The organism is Undibacterium sp. GW821-FHT11B02 (assembly GCF_058808955.1).
The window spans coordinates 90,423-108,551 of record NZ_JBXASD010000010.1 but is presented as its reverse complement, the minus strand read 5'-3'; the positions used below and the strand labels follow the sequence as shown (position 1 = coordinate 108,551).

General features: G+C 50.5%; 15 protein-coding genes. 10 read left to right on the top strand and 5 right to left on the bottom strand.

What is annotated here, in order from left to right; all coding sequences use genetic code 11:
- Position 1: 1 nt before the first annotated feature.
- Positions 2 to 2,062 carry a sensor histidine kinase gene (locus AC1RVX_RS21225; protein ID WP_493218569.1) on the top strand — a complete coding sequence of 687 codons (2,061 nt, stop codon included), beginning with the start codon at positions 2 to 4 and terminating at the stop codon, positions 2,060 to 2,062.
- An 85-nt stretch (positions 2,063 to 2,147) separates the two neighbouring features.
- On the opposite strand, the gene AC1RVX_RS21220 is transcribed toward AC1RVX_RS21225, so the two are convergent.
- From AC1RVX_RS21220 to AC1RVX_RS21210, 3 genes are all read right to left on the bottom strand, one after another.
- On the bottom strand, positions 2,148 to 2,531 hold the full coding sequence (locus AC1RVX_RS21220; protein ID WP_493218568.1) for a cupredoxin domain-containing protein: 384 nt from the start codon (positions 2,529 to 2,531) through the stop codon (positions 2,148 to 2,150).
- 2 nt (positions 2,532 to 2,533) lie between these two features.
- A complete protein-coding gene (locus AC1RVX_RS21215) occupies positions 2,534 to 3,406 on the bottom strand; it encodes a metallophosphoesterase (RefSeq protein ID WP_493218567.1) in 873 nt (290 codons plus the stop codon).
- Positions 3,407 to 3,493: 87 nt separating this feature from the next.
- Positions 3,494 to 3,877, bottom strand: a complete 384-nt coding sequence (locus AC1RVX_RS21210; protein WP_493218566.1) for a c-type cytochrome — start codon at positions 3,875 to 3,877, stop codon at positions 3,494 to 3,496.
- Positions 3,878 to 4,036: 159 nt separating this feature from the next.
- Here AC1RVX_RS21210 and AC1RVX_RS21205 point away from each other — a divergent pair, with 159 nt between their 5' ends.
- The 7 genes from AC1RVX_RS21205 to AC1RVX_RS21175 all read left to right on the top strand — a co-directional run bounded on the left by AC1RVX_RS21205 (position 4,037) and on the right by AC1RVX_RS21175 (position 14,839).
- A complete protein-coding gene (locus AC1RVX_RS21205; RefSeq protein ID WP_493218565.1) occupies positions 4,037 to 4,612 on the top strand; it encodes a sigma-70 family RNA polymerase sigma factor in 576 nt (191 codons plus the stop codon).
- On the top strand, positions 4,602 to 5,375 hold the full coding sequence (locus tag AC1RVX_RS21200; protein WP_493218564.1) for an anti-sigma factor family protein: 774 nt from the start codon (positions 4,602 to 4,604) through the stop codon (positions 5,373 to 5,375). Before AC1RVX_RS21205 ends, AC1RVX_RS21200 begins: the two co-directional genes overlap by 11 nt.
- A 228-nt stretch (positions 5,376 to 5,603) precedes the next feature.
- Positions 5,604 to 7,715, top strand: a complete 2,112-nt coding sequence (locus tag AC1RVX_RS21195; RefSeq protein ID WP_493218563.1) for a prolyl oligopeptidase family serine peptidase — start codon at positions 5,604 to 5,606, stop codon at positions 7,713 to 7,715.
- 490 nt (positions 7,716 to 8,205) lie between these two features.
- A complete protein-coding gene (locus tag AC1RVX_RS21190) occupies positions 8,206 to 9,957 on the top strand; it encodes an ABC transporter ATP-binding protein (protein WP_493218562.1) in 1,752 nt (583 codons plus the stop codon).
- Entirely contained in the window at positions 9,905 to 11,713 is a 1,809-nt protein-coding gene (locus AC1RVX_RS21185) for an ABC transporter ATP-binding protein (RefSeq protein ID WP_493218561.1), read from the top strand. Before AC1RVX_RS21190 ends, AC1RVX_RS21185 begins: the two co-directional genes overlap by 53 nt.
- Positions 11,714 to 11,721: 8 nt before the next feature.
- Positions 11,722 to 13,986 (top strand): penicillin-binding protein 1A, encoded by a 2,265-nt coding sequence (locus AC1RVX_RS21180; protein ID WP_493218560.1) that lies wholly within the window; start codon positions 11,722 to 11,724, stop codon positions 13,984 to 13,986.
- Between the two features lie 349 nt (positions 13,987 to 14,335).
- The gene (locus AC1RVX_RS21175; RefSeq protein WP_493218559.1) at positions 14,336 to 14,839 is read left to right on the top strand and encodes a GIY-YIG nuclease family protein; all 504 of its coding nucleotides are present in this window, start codon (positions 14,336 to 14,338) and stop codon (positions 14,837 to 14,839) included.
- 44 nt (positions 14,840 to 14,883) lie between these two features.
- Here the strand turns inward: AC1RVX_RS21175 and metC are convergent, their stop codons facing one another.
- Complete coding sequence (gene metC, locus AC1RVX_RS21170) at positions 14,884 to 16,110, bottom strand: cystathionine beta-lyase (RefSeq protein WP_493218558.1); 1,227 nt, start codon at positions 16,108 to 16,110, stop codon at positions 14,884 to 14,886.
- Positions 16,111 to 16,281: 171 nt separating this feature from the next.
- On the opposite strand from metC, the gene AC1RVX_RS21165 reads away from it, so the two are divergent.
- A complete protein-coding gene (locus AC1RVX_RS21165) occupies positions 16,282 to 16,761 on the top strand; it encodes an Lrp/AsnC family transcriptional regulator (protein ID WP_493218557.1) in 480 nt (159 codons plus the stop codon).
- A gap of 24 nt (positions 16,762 to 16,785) precedes the next feature.
- Here the strand turns inward: AC1RVX_RS21165 and AC1RVX_RS21160 are convergent, their stop codons facing one another.
- Positions 16,786 to 17,568, bottom strand: coding sequence for an oxygen-binding di-iron domain-containing protein (locus AC1RVX_RS21160; protein ID WP_493218556.1), 783 nt, complete (start codon positions 17,566 to 17,568; stop codon positions 16,786 to 16,788).
- A gap of 328 nt (positions 17,569 to 17,896) precedes the next feature.
- On the opposite strand from AC1RVX_RS21160, the gene AC1RVX_RS21155 reads away from it, so the two are divergent.
- On the top strand, positions 17,897 to 18,052 hold the full coding sequence (locus AC1RVX_RS21155) for a hypothetical protein (RefSeq protein WP_493218555.1): 156 nt from the start codon (positions 17,897 to 17,899) through the stop codon (positions 18,050 to 18,052).
- Positions 18,053 to 18,129: the final 77 nt, after the last annotated feature.

Sequence of the window (18,129 nt, the reverse complement as noted above, 5' to 3'; positions counted from 1 at the left end):
CATGACCAAATTCCTGCTGGCGACTTACCGGCTGCGGATATTATTTCGCGGCGTCTTCCTGTTGCTGGCACTGGCAACCGTGGGCCTGGCGCTATCTGTACTCCAGCAGGAAAAACAACTCAGCTACAACAATTACCAAAGCAATTTCAACAAAACCCGTTTGCAAATTTCGGCCACCCTGCGCCACCCTGCCGGACAATTGGCCTTGCTGAATCCACCGGCAGAAAACAAGCATGCTTCGTTACACCCCTTGTTGCTGCCCTATTCTGCAATTGATTTTGATGACCAGAACAAGGTGCAGCAAGCTATCGCCATGTCAGGTTGCCTGGTGCAATATGGGAACAATGGGGCGCTGTGCAGCGGTATAGGCAACAACCCCTGGGCCGGCGGTTTCATCTATGTTGCCGGCAATTTCAACAGCACACAACTGGTCTCGCACAAGCGCGGCAATGACAGCCTGTCCCAGGCACACAGACTGAAAGTCAGCGTCAGCTTGCGCGGCCAAACTTATCGCTGGATAGCCCCATTTGAAGAAGAAGTCGCCCCTGCCAGACAAAACCAGGGTGTGCGCGGGCGCTGGACCGGCTTCAATGAAAGCGAAGCGAATAAATCGAATGCACGTCCAGTCAGGGATTTTCGTGGCTGGGCATGGCAACAGGCAATATGCAATCAGGCAGATCAGGACGACAAGGATGCTAACTGCCAGAAAAATACTTTTTTCTCATTGCGCCTGCCTATCCCGGTTTTGCAAGAAGCTCTGTTTGAAAAGAAGCGCCCGGTCTGGCCGCCACAAGACCTGGATCAGATGGAAGTCAGTCTGTCCGTGCTGCCACCCGATTCTGAAATAGCCTTGCTCGACAGCAAGAATGCACCAACGGCCACCCCGTTTTCACTCAAGGATTTGCAAGGCAATCTCTTGCCTGGTGAAACCCTGCGCATACGCAAGCGCGACAGCCAAGATGACCTGGTGAACCTGACCGGTGCCTTTGAACAAAGTGATGAATCATGGAATATCATCACCCGTCTGATACGCCGTCTGCCGGTTGATGAATACGATATTCCACTGGAAAGCCGCGAAACCATCAATACACCACTAGCCAATTATGAAGTCTTGCTAAAGGGTGATGTGCGCAGCGTCAGCAAAAGCCTGAGTGTGGTCGCCAGCCGCCTGTCCTGGTTTGTCGGGGCCATGTTGCTGGCGCTGACGCTGGCCTGGCTGTTGATCGAGATCAGCATCATACGGCGCATCACGCTGCTGACCAAACGTGCAGTATCACTGTCCAAAACCATGAAGGGTGCAGGCGAACTGGAACAGTTCGATGTCAGCGATTTGCGCAGTCCAGATGAGCTGGGTGTACTCGCCAGTTGCCTGCACGACTTGTTGCGGCGGGTAAAAGAAGACGTAGAACGCGAAACCATACGCACCGAGCAGGAAAAAGAAATGTGGCATGCCGTCGGCCATGAAATCATGTCACCTTTACAGTCTTTAATGGCTTTACATGGCAGCCCGGACGATCAAAGCAATCGCTACATCAGCCGTATGCAGCAAGCCATACGTGTATTGTATGGAAGTGCTTCACCCAGTGAGGCATTTCAATCCACCGTCTTGCAGGTCAGTGAAATTGATATCACGTTGTTCCTAAAAAATGTCGCCAGCAATGCGCCACTGGTGGGCATACCTAATGTAGCTTACCAGGGCACTGACGATGTGATCATGGTCAAGGCAGATGAGTATTCACTGGAAGATGTCGTGACCCATGTCTTGCGCAATGCAGAACGTTATCGCAAGACTGATAGCATCATCAGCATTAAACTGCAAATCAGTGAAACCGCTGCGACTATCACCATACACAATGACGGCCCACACATTGCTGACGATTTGATCGACAAGATATTTGAATATGGTGTATCTGATCAACATGACTCTGGCGCCAACGGCAACCGTGGTCAGGGACTGTTTGTCGCCAAGACCTATATGGCAAAAATGGGGGGCACCATCAACGTGCAAAATGTCGTTGATGGTGTGAGTTTTATACTCAGTCTGCAAAGAGGAAATTGCTGAAGGAAATTGATTACGGCTGGGTAAAATCAAGATAACAAACGAGAAGTCAGAATGCAGCAACGCAAGCCTGACTTCCCATCAGCCGCTAGCTTTTGATGATGAGTTTCCCGCTCATGCCTTCATGCCCGTCACCGCAAAAATTGTCGCATAAAAAATCATACTCACCAGGTTTGTCCGGTTTCAGTTCTACGTTGACGACTTTGCCTGGCACCAGGTCCATACGAAGCTTGAAATCAGGCAAATTAAACCCGTGTGGAAAATCCATCGCACTCAAAGCCAGTATGATGGTTTCCCCCACTCTGGCTTCGATACGATTGGGTACAAAAGAAAATTTTTGCGCCTTGACTGGAATCACTCGCTTTTTGGTATTCCCCTGTGCCTGGGCTATTTGACCCGACATCATGGTGGCAGTTGCGCCTAACAGCGTTAGCGACATACCTGTGCAAAAAAAACGCCTTGATGTATTCATCGTCATGCCTTTATTACTGGAAATTCAGTCACTCCGGCAATCTTTCCTTCTACATCAATTTCCCGGAAACCCAGTCCCTGGAAAGGTGCTTCCGGCTTCCATGGCAAAGGAGTGCGCTTGTCTTGCGAACCAGGAGCAGGAAGCGGGAATATCAGGGATTTGGCCGCATGATGTGGAATATGACCAGTCATGTGATGGTGTTCCTGGTGGATGTGGCCATAAAACACGGTGAGATTGGTATAGGGCATCAATAAGCTGATTGCCTGTGCACCGTCACGGGTAGCCCAATCCCATTTGGGCACGAGGTCAAACAAGGGCCTGTGCGTGAATAGCACAATGGGGGCATCTTTTGCCTGTCTGGACAGATCTGCCTCCAGCCAGGCCAATTGTTTTTCACCTATGCGCGCCCCGGCATCAGACACATTATCAAGGGCAATAAAATGCACGCCTTTATGCTCAAAAGAATAGTTGGTCGCACCAAAATATTCTTTGAAGGCAGCACCAGAATCAAGCGAAGCATCGTGTTCACCAGGTATGAAACGGATGTTCTTGACCTTCAAGCCACCAATGATTTCCTTAAATTCCGCCATGCGCCTGCGCCGCTCAACCGGATCATCAGTGGTATGCGTCAAATCACCGGTAAAAATGATGAAGTCAGGTTGATGCTGCAAGGCATTGACACTTTCGATTGCCTTACGCAAGGTGTTCTTCGCTTCCGGATTAGCATCACCGGTATAGCCCCAGTGCACGTCCGACAATTGCACAAAATAAAAATCTGCCTCTGTATTGGCCTGAACAGAAGTATACAGGCCCGACATGAATACCGCGCCACCGCCGACGGCACCGAGTTTCAAGAAACTTCTGCGATCTATCATGATATTTCCTTTATTGAGAATGATTGAAAATGGCAGTGCGTCTTGATTTGGATAAAAACAGCAATGCCAGAGGGGATAAACGAAGCGCTAGCGATCAACTTTCAAGGTCTTTAAATAAGCAATCAGATCTGTACGCTCGTGCGCAGAAGGAATGGAAATACCCATTTTCTGACCCGGCACCAGCTTTTCGGGATTACGCAACCATGCGTCAAGCAGCTTCTCATTCCAGACCAGGTCTGACTTGGTCAGCGCTGCAGAATAGGTATAACCGTCCACGCTGCCCGCTTTACGCCCAACAACACCAAGATGGGCCGGACCAACACCGTTATATTGAATTGAATGGCAAGCAGCGCATTTTGCCTGGTAGAGTGCCTGTCCGACGCTGGCATCACCTGCCGCTTGTGCAGTTTGCATACTAAGCGCACCGCCCAAACCAACTGCCAGTATCCGTAAATATGTTCGACTATTCATCTCATTAGCCTTATGCTTGTTGTGAAAATCCTCACAGAGGCAAATACTCGTAAGAGCAGGGATTTATTCCCGATAATTCAAATTTTTTTTGCGGAAATTTTATTTTTTAGCGGGAATAAATCTGACTGATATTGAGTCTTCATAGTAAGGATCAATAAAATGGGTGTTTTTTTGAGAGAAGACCGTGCTGCCAAAGAGTTTGAAACCCTCGTCCTGGCTCATCTGGACTCGGCATACAATCTGGCGCGCTGGCTGACGCGCAATGACCATGATGCGGAAGATCTGGTGCAGAATGCTTATCTGCGGGCCTTCCGTTTCCGTGACAGTTATCGGGGCGGTGACGTGCGTGTCTGGCTCATGACCATCGTCCGCAATACTTATTACACCAGCGTGCGTGACGGCAAAGCCATGAGCACAGACATTGGCTTTGATGAAGAATTACATGGCGACGCCGAAGCCGCCAATGACGGTTCGGCCTATGCCTTCAACAAAGACCCCGCGCATGCATTGGAAGATCGCGACCAGCGCAAGATTGTCAATCGCGCCCTGGAAAAGCTGCCACAGGTGTTCAGGGAAGTTCTGGTATTGAAAGAAATGGATGATTTTTCCTATAAAGAAATTGCCGATGTCGCAGGCATCCCCATAGGAACAGTCATGTCACGACTGGCCAGAGCCAGAAAATTATTGCTGGGATTCTTAAGCACTGAACAGCAGGGAGATAGACATGGAATGTAATCAGGCCAGGCAGTTGATGTCTGCCTATCTCGACCAGGAACTGGACGCCGGACAAGCCCATCATATGGGAGAACACCTGGCGAACTGTGAGACATGCCGTACTGCACTGACGCATACGGAAGAATTGTCTGCGAGTGTCAAGCAGCATGCCACCTACCATACAGCACCGGCAACACTGCGCGCACGCATCGTGGCTGATTTAGCGCAAAAGCGTCCTTCCCGTTTCAGTACCTGGCCCTGGGCCTGGATCAACCTTGGTGTCAGTGGCCTAAGCACGGCAGCATTTGCCTTCACCCTTGTGCTCTACCTGAATCAGCCATCAGCTACGCAAATTTTTAATGACGAAGTACTTGCCAGCCATTTCCGCTCGCTGACACCGGGACATCTGCTTGATGTTGTATCTTCGGACCATCATACGGTCAAACCCTGGTATGCAGGCAAGCTCGATTTTTCACCTCCTGTAGTTGACCTGACTGCACAAGGCTATCCTTTGCTGGGGGGGCGGCTGGATTATCTGTCTGGCAGGCAGGTTGCCGCCCTGGCTTACCAGCACGGCAAACATATTGTGAATTTGTACCTGTATCCTGATACCACCAGTACTGCCGATACCGGCAAAACCGCAGCTAAAATAACAACAGCTTCCAGTCGCGGCTACCAGCTCATGCAGTGGAGCACGGCTGGCGTACATTATGTTGCAGTGTCAGACATGAATGGCACAGAAATGACCCAGTTCGCCAATCAAATCAAGGCATCCGTCGAATAGCGATGCGCTGCTCATAGTTCAGAAAATGATCAAAATTACATTAATCTGATGTGTGCAGCAGTTTTTTCATAAAAAGCAAAACTTAGTTTTGCGATGTGATAAAAATCACATCGCACCATCGGAATGTCCCGAATTAAAATGCCTGACCAAGGTATGCCAAAGAAACTGCGTCAAGGCACCTGATCAATCCGGGTGAAGACTCCTGCCTGGCTCACAATAAGGAAGACAATGAAACCACAAATGAAACTGATCGCTGCCCTGTGCATGGTATGTGCAAGCAACCTGGTGCTGGCCCAGGCTGAAGACAAATTCCAGTGGCTGGAAGATGTCACAGGTGAAAAACCCCTGAACTGGGTCAAGGACCAGAACAAGCTCACGCGCAGCAAACTGGACAACGATGCCGGTTTCAATAAACTGAAGGCAGACTTGCAAGTTGTGCTGGATTCCAAAGACCGCATTCCCGGCATACGCAAAATGGGAGATGCCGTCTACAACTTCTGGATGGATGCAGAACACCCACGCGGTGTCTGGCGTAAAACCAGTCTGGAGGAATACAAAAAACCTCAACCGAAATGGGAAGTGGTGCTGGACGTTGATGCCCTGGCCAAAGCAGAAAATGAAAACTGGGTCTTCAAGAACAGCCTGTGCCGTGAGCCAGTCTATGACCGCTGCCTGATCGAATTATCACGAGGTGGTGCTGATGCCGTGGTCACACGTGAATTCGACCTCGCCAGCAAATCCTTTGTCAAAGACGGCTTCAGTCTGCCAGAAGCAAAAATGAATCTGGACTGGGTCAATAAAGACACCCTGTTTGTGGCTACCGACTTTGGTGCAGGCACACTGACTGATTCCGGCTATGCACGCGTAGTAAAGGAATGGAAACGCGGCACAGAATTATCAACTGCAAAAACACTGTTCGAAGGCCAGAAAAATGACATGTCGGTTGCAGCCAATGCCAGTGATCATAAGGGTGTACACAGGGAACTGGTCAGCCGCCAAATCACTTTCTACACATCAGAACAATACCTGAAAGAGGGCGACAAGCTGATCAAACTGGATATACCAGCCAAGAGCGATCTGTATTTCTTTGATAAACAAGCCATCATCACACCACGTGAAGCATGGACAGTGGGCGGCAAGACTTATGCATCCGGCAGCGTGCTGGCCATCGACTTTGATGCCTTCATGAAAGGCAATCGTGAGTTCACAGTCTTGTTTGAACCCAGCGACACCACATCCTATACGGGTGCAGCTATCACCCGCAATTACCTGCTGTTGCAATCTCTGGATAACGTCAAGAGCAATCTGAAAGAATGGAAATTTGATAGTGGTAAATGGTCCGCACGCCAGGTCATATTGCCTACTCTAGGTGCGGTTGGTGTCAGCGGCATGGATGCAGAAAACTCCGACGATTACCTGCTCAGTTATTCCGACTATCTGACGCCCAGCGTGTATATGCTAGCCCATGCAGGTAACGATAAACGCGAATTGCTGAAATCAGCCCCCAGCTTCTTTGATGCTTCGGCCTATGAAACCGTGCAAAAATTCGCGACATCCAAAGACGGCACCAAAGTACCTTACTTCATCATACGTAACAAGAATATCAAATACGATAGCAACAACCCGACCCTGTTGTATGGCTACGGTGGCTTCCAGATTTCCATGACACCATCTTATTCCGGTGGTCTGGGCAAGAGCTGGCTGGAAAAAGGTGGTGTGTACGTCGTAGCGAATATTCGTGGTGGTGGCGAGTTTGGCCCGCGCTGGCATCAACTGGCCTTGAAAGAAAACCGTCAGCGTGCCTATGATGATTTTGCAGCGGTTGCTGAAGACCTGATCACCAGCAAAATCACCAGTCCTAAACACCTGGGTGCCATGGGTGGCAGCAATGGTGGCCTGCTTGCAGGTGTCACTCTGACCCAGCGTCCAGACTTGTTTAATGCCATTGTCAGCCAGGTACCTTTGCTGGATATGCGCCGCTTCAACCAGTTGCTGGCCGGTGCGTCGTGGATGGGGGAATACGGTAATCCGGATGTCCCTGCAGAATGGGATTACATCTCTAAATATTCACCTTACCAGAACGTCAAGGCAGGCGTGACTTATCCTAATGTCCTGTTCATTACTTCTACCCGTGATGACCGCGTGCATCCTGGTCACGCACGCAAGATGGCAGCCAAGATGATGGATCAGGGCCACAAGAATGTCTGGTACTACGAAAACACCGAAGGTGGTCACGGTGGCGCAGCCAACAATGCGCAACGTGCCGACATGAGCGCCATTTCCTATACTTTCTTATGGAATATGCTCAAACGTGACAATGAAGCGTATCAGGTTCATTAAATAAATATTCAGCCGTCAAAAATCAGCGCATTTGTTCAAAGGGAGACAGCAGACACATGCTGTCTCCTTTTTTATCTGCAATTAGAGTAGCAGCAAGCGATTTGATCAAGCTTTGTTGATAATTTCAAATCGCCATCTGTGTCAGTTTGATGCTCCTCCCCGCCGCCTCCCTGTCAATACGCAATTAGATTTGAACCGCCCCCCATCACACCGTCTGCGCACTGACAATTGCCCCAAATACACAAACAGCAATTTCGCAAATCAATGATTTTTGAATCATTTGACATCACCGTCTCAGCTCTTTCTATCAAGAAAACAGGAATATTGAAGAGCACACCAGGCTAGCGCCTCAATAAACTTACCTAATTGACAATAAAATACCGGTGAATGGAGGATGAATTTTGCGAATGCTGTATCATTTCCCGCTTTGCCGTGAACTCATGGTCATAGTGCATGCAACCATTTTCCTGATTTCAGGTCTGAACCACATATGAGTTTGTACCAGCTTCTTGCTCAGTTTATCCGCCAGCACTGGCGCCAGTACATCAGTGCTGGTGTTATGCTGTTTGCCGTTGCCGTCATGACAGTCCTGATACCGCGTCGTGTCGGCATGATCATTGATGGCATGGTGGCAGGTCGTTTTGATAACACTGGTCTGCTGTGGGAATTATCATGGCTGATAGCGATGGGGCTGGCCATCTATTTCTTGCGGGTGGGCTGGCGCACCCAATTGTTTACTGCTTCATATCAACTGGGTATGCAATTGCGTACCCGCCTCTACCAAAGACTGAGTGTGCAAGGCTCACGCTTTTTCCAGCAACAAAGAACCGGTGACCTGATGGCACTGGGCACCAATGATGCCGACGCCATCGAACTGGCGGCCGGTGAAGCTGCTTTGGCGGGTTTTGATGGCAGCCTGACCTTTGCCCTGGTGATAGGCATGATGCTGCTGGGAGTGGACTGGCGGCTGGCGCTGGCAGCATTGTTGCCCTTTCCCTTCATGGCCTGGGCCTTCAAGCATATTACCCACCATATACAGGACGCTTCGCGCGATTCGCTGGATCGTTTCAGTAAGCTTAATGATCAGGTGCAGGAAACTTTATCAGGTGTACGTACCTTGCGCGCCCTTGGCCTGGAACAACGCAGTGCCGTCCAGTTTGCAGAACTGGCAGAAAATGCCGCCGCTGCCAGTCTGAATGCTCAACGCTGGGAGGCTGCTTATGAGCCTGCCGTTGGCCTGAGCCTGACTACGGCAGGTGCATTGACACTGGGCGTGGGTGGATATCTGGTCTGGCATGGCGAAATGAGTATAGGCGCGCTGACCAGCTTTTCCATGTATCTGGGGCAATTGATCTGGCCCATGTTTGCTGCTGGTTGGGTCTTGTCGCTGCTGGAACGTGGCAAGGCTGCCTGGGCGCGGCTGGAACCAGTATTGACACAGGAACTCAGTGTCAATGATGAAGGCGAACTCGATACGCCGCCTGCAGGCGATTTGCGGATAGAAAATGTCAGCTTTACTTATCCGGGACAAACCAGGTCAGCCTTGCAAGATATCAGCCTGAACATCGCGCCTGGGCAAACAGTGGGCATCGTTGGCCCTACTGGTTCAGGAAAATCAAGTATCGTGCGTTTATTGCTGCGCCAGATTGAGGCTGAACAAGGCCAGGTCAATTGGGGTGGACATGCACTGGCAGATTACAAACTGCAAGCCCTGCGCCTGTCGATTAACTGGGTGGCGCAGGAACCATTTTTATTCTCTGCTTCCATTGCTGACAATATCGGTCTCAGCAACCCGGCAGCAAGCCGTGCTGAGCTTATGCAGGCTGCCAGACTGGCATCAGTGGACGATGATATACAACGCTTCCCGCATGGCTATGACACCCTGGTGGGTGAGCGCGGTGTCACGCTGTCGGGTGGACAAAAACAGCGCGTCGCTATTGCCCGTGCCCTGCTGACTGCCAGCCCCTTGCTGTTACTCGACGATGCCCTGTCTGCAGTGGACACACAAACTGAGACCCATATCCTGCAGCACCTGGCAGAACTAAGACAGGAACATCCCGAACGCAGTGCAGTCATCGTCAGTCATCGTTTGAGTGCCGTGCTGGAAGCCAACCACATCCTGGTTTTACGCGAAGGTAAAATCGTCGAACAAGGCAATCACCAGACCTTGCTGGACCTGGATGGCTGGTATGCAACGCAATGGCGTTATCAACAACTGGAAGCAAGCCTGGATGCCGCCTGATATCAACAAGAAAACAGCCGCCATGTCAGAGAAAAAGCTGGCAGTGCGCCTGCTGTTACAAGCTGCCAGTACTGAAACACACCATATCTGGCTGGGTATATTCTTTCTGTTTGTGGCAGCTGGCCTGGAAGCAGTCGGCCCGCTACTAGGTAAGGCATTCATAGACCGTTACTTGTTACCGCATCAAATGGATATGGGAATGGTCATCGTTCTGCTGGCAGCCTATGTACTGACAGGCTGGGGGGCCACATGGCTGCGCTATCTGCAACTGACGCGGCTGGCCGGTGTTGCCATGCGTTCAGTACGTCGCCTGCGCGAACAAGTGTATGAACACGTTTTGCGCCTGCCCATGGCATTCTTTGACAAGGCAATTACCGGGCAACTGGTCAGCCGCGTGACAAACGATACTGAAGCCGTCAAGAGCCTGTATGTGCAAGTCTTGTTCGTGATGCTCGACAGTTCCATCGTCGTCATCGGAGCACTGGCGGCCATGGCCTGGCTGGAATGGCGTCTGATGCTGATTGTGATCATGCTGATACCTGCGGTCATCATCATTGTCTGGTTTTATCAGCGCTGGAGTGCCCCAGCCGTCAGCCGCGCACGCCAGTTGCGCAGTGAAATCAACGCTCAGGTTGCCGAAAGCATCAATGGCATGAGTACACTGCAAGCCAGCAATGCCGAGCGTCGCTTTGGTGAACGCTTTGCAACCACCAATCAATTACACTATGCAGCCCGGCTGGATGAATTGCGTGCCAATGCCTGGCTACTAAGACCAGCGCTGGATCTGATGAATTCGATTTTGCTGGTAGTAGTGATTTTCAGTTTCAGCCAACGCAGTTTTTCTGGCGTGGAGATAGGCATACTGTATGCGTTTGTCAGTTATATCGCGCGGGTGGTGGAGCCACTGATACAGATCACCCTGCAATTCGGCCAGATACAGCAGGCGGTCGTTTCCGCAGCGCGGGTTAATACCCTGCTGAATGAACATCAGGCACCGGTCGCCAACAGCGACGCCCGCATTGTCGATGGTCATCTGAAGCTGGAGCAAGTCAGCTTTGGTTATGACCCGGCACATCCGGTTTTGCATGACTTCAGTCTGGATATACCGGCGGGCAGTTTTTACGGTATTGTTGGTCATACTGGCAGTGGCAAATCTACCCTGCTTAGTCTTTTGCTGCGGTTCTATACAGCGCAGTCTGGCCGCATCAGCATAGATGGTCAGCCACTGGCCAGTGTCAGTGACGCGCATTTCCGCGACAAGGTAGGCCTGGTGCCACAAGAACCATTTTTGCTGGCAGCAAATGCGCGAGAAAACATTTCCATGGGCCGCAACATCAGTGAAGCCGATATCATCGCTGCCGCCAAGGCAGCTCATGTGCATGACTTCATTCTGCAACTGGAAAACGGTTATAACACCCCATTGGGTGAAGGTGGTGCCCGCCTGTCTACGGGACAAAAACAATTGCTGGCCATCGCCCGCGCCCTGGCTGGCAAGCCAAGCGTGCTATTTCTGGACGAGGCAACTTCCCATATCGATAGCGAAACTGAACAGGTCGTACAAACTGCACTGACAGAATTGCGTGGCAAAGTCAGCATTGTTGCCATCGCCCATCGCCTGTCCACCATCCGTGATGCAGACCGCATCATCGTACTGAATCACGGCAAGCTGGCGGAACAAGGCAATCACCAAGAATTAATGCAAGTGGAACAAGGCATCTATCAGCGCCTGTACCTGCTGCAAACCCTGGAAGAGTAAGGAAAACCATGAAGAAGTGGATCACGATTATCATCAGTGCTGGCGTCACTGTCCTGTTGTCAGGTATAGCCTATGTATATCTGGTGGTGGCACCCGGTCTGCCAACGCTGGAAGCTGTGACCGATTACCAACCAAAAATCCCGCTACGTATCTATACCGCAGACAACGCACTGATTGGTGAATTTGGTGAAGAACACAGGGATTTTGTACCCATCAAGCAAATTCCTGCTGTCATGAAAAATGCACTGTTGTCGATTGAAGATGAACATTTTTATGAACATGGTGGTATTTCCTTCCGTAGTGCAGCCCGTGCCATTTTGGCTGATTTACATGGTGGCTTTCATCAGGGTGCATCCACCATCACCATGCAGGTGGCACGTAATTTTTTTCTGACCAATGAAAAATCGTTGCCGCGCAAATTGAAAGAGATTCTGCTGACCTATCGTATCGAAGATGCGCTAACCAAGGATCAAATTCTGGAGCTGTACATGAATCAGATTTTCCTGGGCCAGCGCAGTCACGGTTTTTCCAGTGCGGCCAAAACTTACTTTGGTAAATCACTGGACCAGTTGAGCCTGGCGGAAGCCGCCATGCTGGCTGGCGTACCGCAAAACCCGGTCAGGAACAATCCTGTCGTCAATTTTGAAAAGATCAAGCAAAGGCAATTGCTAGTCTTGAAGAACATGGTCAGGAATGGTTTCATCACCGAAGCACAAATGGAGGCTGCTGCCAAAGAACCTATCAAGGTCGTCAAAGGTCAGCAATTCGATACGCAAGGTGACTATATCGCCGAGATGGTGCGTCAAAGTATTTTTGCGCAATATAAGGAAGATACCTATACCAAAGGTATCAAGGTCTACACCACCATCAATAAGGCTGAACAGGATGCCGCCTATGACGCGGTGCGCCGCAATGTCATGACATATGACCAGCGCCATGGCTACCGTGGACCAGAGACTTTTGTCGAACTGCCTGCAGATGAGGATGAACGCGATGATGTCATAGACCAGATCTTGCGCAAGCACCCTGACAATGACAAATTGCTGTCTGCTGTAGTCACCCAGGCATCCGCCAAAATCATCAAGGCAGAACTGCAATCCGGGGAAAGTGTGGAAATTACTGGCGAAGGTTTGCGCTTTGCTGCATCCGCATTGACCGACAAGGCCAAAGCGGGCTTCAAGATACGTCCAGGCGCTGTCATCCGTGTCATAGAAGACAATAAAAAGGATAACAAAAAACGTTGGTCAGTGACCCAGCTACCTGAAGTCGAAGGTGCTTTTGTCGCATTGAATTCTGAAGATGGCTCCTTCCGTGCCTTGGTCGGGGGCTTCGATTTCAACCGCAAGAAATTCAACCATGTGACCAGCGCCTGGCGTCAGCCAGGTTCCAGTATCAAGCCCTTCATTTATTCTGCAGCACTGGAAAAAGGCTTCTATCCAGGCACCCTGATCAATGACGTTCAATTGTCGGCAACGTCAGAAGATGCATTGCGCTGGGACCCCCGCAATGACGACGGTAAATATGATGGCCCCGTCGCCATGCGCACCGCCCTGGCTCAATCCAAGAACGTGGTATCAGTCAGGATATTGAAATCCATAGGCGTGGATACCGCCAGAAACTGGTTGCCACGCTTTGGCTTTGACAAGGACAAACACCCGGCCAATCTGACCATGGCACTTGGTACAGGTTCTGTGACACCCTTGCAACTGGTTTCAGCGTATGCAGTATTTGCCAATGGTGGTTATTCCGTCAGCCCGTGGTTGATCAGCAAAGTCGTCGATGGCAAGGGCAAGGTGCTGTTTGAAAATAAACCGCCTGCCGTTGCCCAGGAAGAAGCGCGGGTCATTGATGCCCGCAATGCCTTCATCACCGACAGCATGCTGCGTGAAGTGGTACGCAGCGGTACCGGTGCCAGTGCATCAGTCAAATTGGGCAGACATGATCTGGCAGGTAAGACCGGTACCACCAGCGATGCCATGGATGGCTGGTTTGCCGGGTATGCCGGCAATGTCGTGGCAGTCGCCTGGATGGGATATGACGATCCCAAATCACTGGGTGGCCGTGAATTTGGTTCCACCCTGGCCCTGCCCATCTGGATAGATACCATGCGGGTAGCATTGGCGGGTAAGCCTGAAGGACAACGTGCAGTCCCTGAAGGCGTCAGTAATACCGAGGGAGACTGGATGTTTACTGAATTCCTGAATGGCTCCAGCGTCCGCACCCTCGATATGAATGAAAGCCCGCCGCCAGCAGAGACACCACCAGCACAATAGAAAAAAGCCCGCAGATTATTCTGCGGGCAAAGATCCCGACCTTTGGAGGAATAACTTTCAGGATGGTCGCATGGTAGCGCTGGAAGATGACATTGCCATGACAAGGAGTCTGCACTTGCTTCCGCAAGCAAACCATCAGTTTCATCAAAAAAAAGCCCACACGGGAGCATGCGGGCTGAAAATCCTGAGCTTATGAGGGATACAGGATAGGGAGATAACAAACATATTTGTTACAAATTCACAGCGAATCCCCGAACAGAGCGCAAAGCACCCGCTTATTCCGGGTCTTAAATCACACTGACATTTTGTAGACTCATCTACATCCCTTTACAGAATGTCAGGTTTCAAGATGACTACTTCTTACCGTACACAAAGGACGCTGCCGCGTGAACCTCAATTCATGCATGGCACCCCTGGTACCATCTACATTTTGCAAAATGACGGTCTGCGCAAAGGTCTGTACAAAATAGGCGCTACCCGTCGCTCCGGGGTCTCCAAAGCCATGGAGCTGAATCGTGACCAGCAACAATTAATTCCCGGCACTTACGAATGCGTCTTTGAACTGCATACCAAAGACTGCGGGCAAGCACTTGATGAAATTCTCAAACAATTCCAGCATCACCGGCGCGGCAAGCGTGGACAAGATTTTTATGACCTCGATCTGGATGCAGCAGCAGAAAAAATTGCCAACACCATCGCCCTGATCAATCGCAATGGCCTGATCCGCCAACAGCAAACCCTGAGCATGATGCGGCACCTTGTACCCGATGAACCCGGTAACAAACAGACCGAAGAATTCAGCCAGCCACCGGCCAGCCTGTTCAGGAAAGCCTATGAATGGGTAGCAGGCTAAACAAAAAACGGGAACCTTTCAGATTCCCGCTTTATACAAAAAAATCAAACCACTGCCTTCAAATAGCCACGTTCTTGCGGTGCTTCCGTTTTATTTCGCAAAGCGTCGAAGCCATGTGCAAGATCGTTCAGCAAATCATCAACATCTTCCAGACCCACATGCAGACGCAGCATGGGTGCAGTCCATTTATCGGCATTCACCGTGCGGTAAGCTGCGGGGCTGGTAGGTAAAATCAGACTCTCGAAACCACCCCAGCTAAAACCTATGCCAAACAGGCGGGTCCTGTCTATTAATGCAGCCATCTGCTGCTCGCTGATATCTGCCTTGAAAACCGCTCCCATCAGGCCACATGCATATTCAGGTTTGAAATCTCGTTTCCACAAGTCGTGACCAGCACATCCAGGCAAAGGTGGATACAGCACTTCAGCCACCTCTGGTTGTTGCTGCAGCCATTGCGCGACGATTTTGGCGCTCTCCCTGTGCACCCCCAAACGGGCGGCCATAGTACGCAAGCCGCGCAGGGCCAGTGCTGCATCATCGGCACCAATAGACATACCCAACTGACGATAAGTATTGCGTATGCGCCCGTGCAGCGCTTCTGTAGTCAGAATGGCCCCCATCAAAGCATCAGAATGACCGACGATGTATTTGGTAGCAGCATGAATTGATACATCAATACCCAGATTAAAAGAATCCCAGCCTATCGGCGTTGCCCAGGTGCTGTCAGAGACAACTACCGCACCACACGCATGGGCTTGCGCTGCAATCGCAGGAATATCCTGAATTTCAAATGTCAGGGAGCCTGGCGATTCGACAAATACAACCTTGGTATTCGCTTGTATCAGCGTAGCGATGTCGCGCCCGATCAAAGGATCATAATAGGTCGTACTGACATTCATCAGCTTCAACAAACCATTGCAGAAATCACGGGTAGGATCATAGACGGTATCAACCATCAACAGATGGTCGCCCGGTTGCAGCAAGGCCAGCAGTGTCGTGGTTACCGCAGACAGGCCGGATGAAGTCAGCATGCAGGCAGCTGCACCTTCGGCGGCACACAGGGCTTGCTCCAGCGCCTGCGTGGTTTCGTTACCATGACGGCCGTAGGCCCGTCGGGTGCCGTAAGCACTTTTCAAAGCAGCCACATCCGGGAACAGCATGGTCGATGCCCGTACCAAAGCCGGATTAACCGGACCAGGGTGGGCCTTGCCCTTGCGCCCGGCATGGGTAAGACGGGTCGCGGTTTGCAATTCTGATTCTACGATATTCATAGCTGTTCCAGTTCTTTGGGGCCTGTGCTGACTTATATGTGTATAAACGCGGCAACAAAACAAATCATTGCAGTGCATGGCTACATCGTAGCAAGCAGGGGCAGAAAATTTTTACCAAATACGTGGGCAATTCATGCTATTTTTAGGAATATTTTCTAATATTTATTAAAAATGGATAAAATAGATCTAGAAATTTTGAGCATCTTACAAAAAGATGCATCTATCGCACTGGCAGATCTGGCACAGGCCGTGCACTTGTCTGTGACACCCTGCTGGCGGCGTGTGCAAAAACTGCAGGAAGACGGTGTCATACGGCAGCAGGTGACATTGTGCGATCCGGTCAAGCTGAATCTGGGTCTGACAGTGATGGTGGCGCTGAAGGCCGCCCAGCATAATGAAAAGTGGATGCAGCGCTTTATTGGCGGCGTCGGTGCCATTCCCGAAATCGTCGAGATTTTCCGCATGAGCGGCGAGATTGATTATTTATTGAAAGTCCATGTACCCGACATGGCAGGTTTTGATCAGGTGTATAAAAAACTGGTGAAGGTAGCTGACTTGCAAGATGTCAGTTCCAGCTTCGTTATGGAAGTCATCAAGAATACGACAGCATTGCCTCTTAATTATGCCGTGCTGAAAACTGCCAAAACCTGAAGACAAGCTTCCTGCCTATCGTCTCTAACCACGAAAGCGATAATGTTCTTGGGTGAACAAGTCGATACCGCATTGCAGGTTTTCTATCCAGTCAAGAAAAGCGGTGATTGCTTCCCTGCCCTTGAAATACCGGCCATGCTGCGGCACCAGCATGTCGACATCCATTTGCCTCACCATGTTTGCCCACAACCTGCACACCTTGTTGGACACCATATAACGTTTGTGAAAACCAGCCATGGTATGCACATGTTCTAAAAACTGGGTCCTGGTGGTGATCGGCGCTTCGATGTCATGCGCGTCTACCATGGAAGCACCAACATCGCCGGAAAACAGGATTTTTGACTTGCTGTCGTAGAATTGGAAATTACCTTCTGCATGCAAAAAATGGGCAGGCACGGCATAGATAATGGTGTCCCGCAAGCGCACCGGCATACCCTCATCCGGGATGCCGACGATACGTCCCTCGGAGCGGTTCAAATTACAAAAATGTGGAACAAAGCGCGACCACAGTTTTGACACATACAAGTCGCAATCGGTCCCCATGAGCCACTTGTCCAGCGCGCCGATGATGTCAGGGTCCTGATGCGAGGCGAACAAGTATTTGAGATCTTTTTTCGGCAAATATTTGTGTATGGCCAGCAGCAGTGCGTTGTAAGTCAGGTTGCCAGAGGGATCGATCAATGCCCCTTCACCTTCGGACACGACAAGAAATTGATTGGCCTGGACAGCATGATCAGCTGTGTCATCCAGCAGATCATTAAACATCACGCAGATGTGTTTGCCGTCATTAAAAAGTTCTATCGCCAAGTGATCCCCGCAGTGCCAAGATGTGAATTCGCTATTCTAGTAAGGCTGGCAATAAGCCTCTTGACCTGGATCAAGGGAAGACAAGTCAGACAAATTTGCGAATGACGGGTTGCAAGTCAGATGAAATCTTGTCATGTGTTCCCTCAAGCACGGCGTACAAACGACAAAGCAATTGCACTCTCGCAATCCGTATTCACTTCAACGCTTTAAATTTTCATATCAGCACACGCATGATAGAACGCATACTTTCCATCATCCTTCCAGTCTTTATCGTCATAAGGTCAGGCTAATTTTACGCGCGGCGCAAGGGAGAGGCAGCAACAACTGATTGGTATCGGTCAATCGCATCAACATGGATGTACTTTGCCCGCTGTTGATTTTCACTGCGCTGACCAGGAAGAATTTTGATGTCGGCAACAATCTCTGGCTGATCATCGCTGGCGTCCTGATTACTCTTGGCTCAGGCTTATGGCATGGCCGGTAGCGCGTCTGTTTGTACCATCGGGCTTGTGGCTGGGTTTGCGTTAATCTTTGCCCCCAATAAAAATCCCCGGAAGCTTC

Bases quoted from the DNA above. Each gene is read 5' to 3' on its own strand.
- AC1RVX_RS21225 (WP_493218569.1), top strand. From the start codon at position 2: ATGACCAAATTCCTGCTGGCGACTTACCGGCTGCGGATATTATTTCGC.
- AC1RVX_RS21205 (WP_493218565.1), top strand. From the start codon at position 4,037: ATGGGTGTTTTTTTGAGAGAAGACCGTGCTGCCAAAGAGTTTGAAACC.
- AC1RVX_RS21165 (WP_493218557.1), top strand. From the start codon at position 16,282: ATGGATAAAATAGATCTAGAAATTTTGAGCATCTTACAAAAAGATGCA.
- AC1RVX_RS21210 (WP_493218566.1), bottom strand. From the start codon at position 3,877: ATGAATAGTCGAACATATTTACGGATACTGGCAGTTGGTTTGGGCGGT.
- AC1RVX_RS21190 (WP_493218562.1), top strand. From the start codon at position 8,206: ATGAGTTTGTACCAGCTTCTTGCTCAGTTTATCCGCCAGCACTGGCGC.
- AC1RVX_RS21195 (WP_493218563.1), top strand. From the start codon at position 5,604: ATGAAACCACAAATGAAACTGATCGCTGCCCTGTGCATGGTATGTGCA.
- AC1RVX_RS21220 (WP_493218568.1), bottom strand. From the start codon at position 2,531: ATGAATACATCAAGGCGTTTTTTTTGCACAGGTATGTCGCTAACGCTG.
- AC1RVX_RS21175 (WP_493218559.1), top strand. From the start codon at position 14,336: ATGACTACTTCTTACCGTACACAAAGGACGCTGCCGCGTGAACCTCAA.
- AC1RVX_RS21200 (WP_493218564.1), top strand. From the start codon at position 4,602: ATGGAATGTAATCAGGCCAGGCAGTTGATGTCTGCCTATCTCGACCAG.
- metC (WP_493218558.1), bottom strand. From the start codon at position 16,110: ATGAATATCGTAGAATCAGAATTGCAAACCGCGACCCGTCTTACCCAT.
- AC1RVX_RS21215 (WP_493218567.1), bottom strand. From the start codon at position 3,406: ATGATAGATCGCAGAAGTTTCTTGAAACTCGGTGCCGTCGGCGGTGGC.
- AC1RVX_RS21180 (WP_493218560.1), top strand. From the start codon at position 11,722: ATGAAGAAGTGGATCACGATTATCATCAGTGCTGGCGTCACTGTCCTG.
- AC1RVX_RS21185 (WP_493218561.1), top strand. From the start codon at position 9,905: ATGCAACGCAATGGCGTTATCAACAACTGGAAGCAAGCCTGGATGCCG.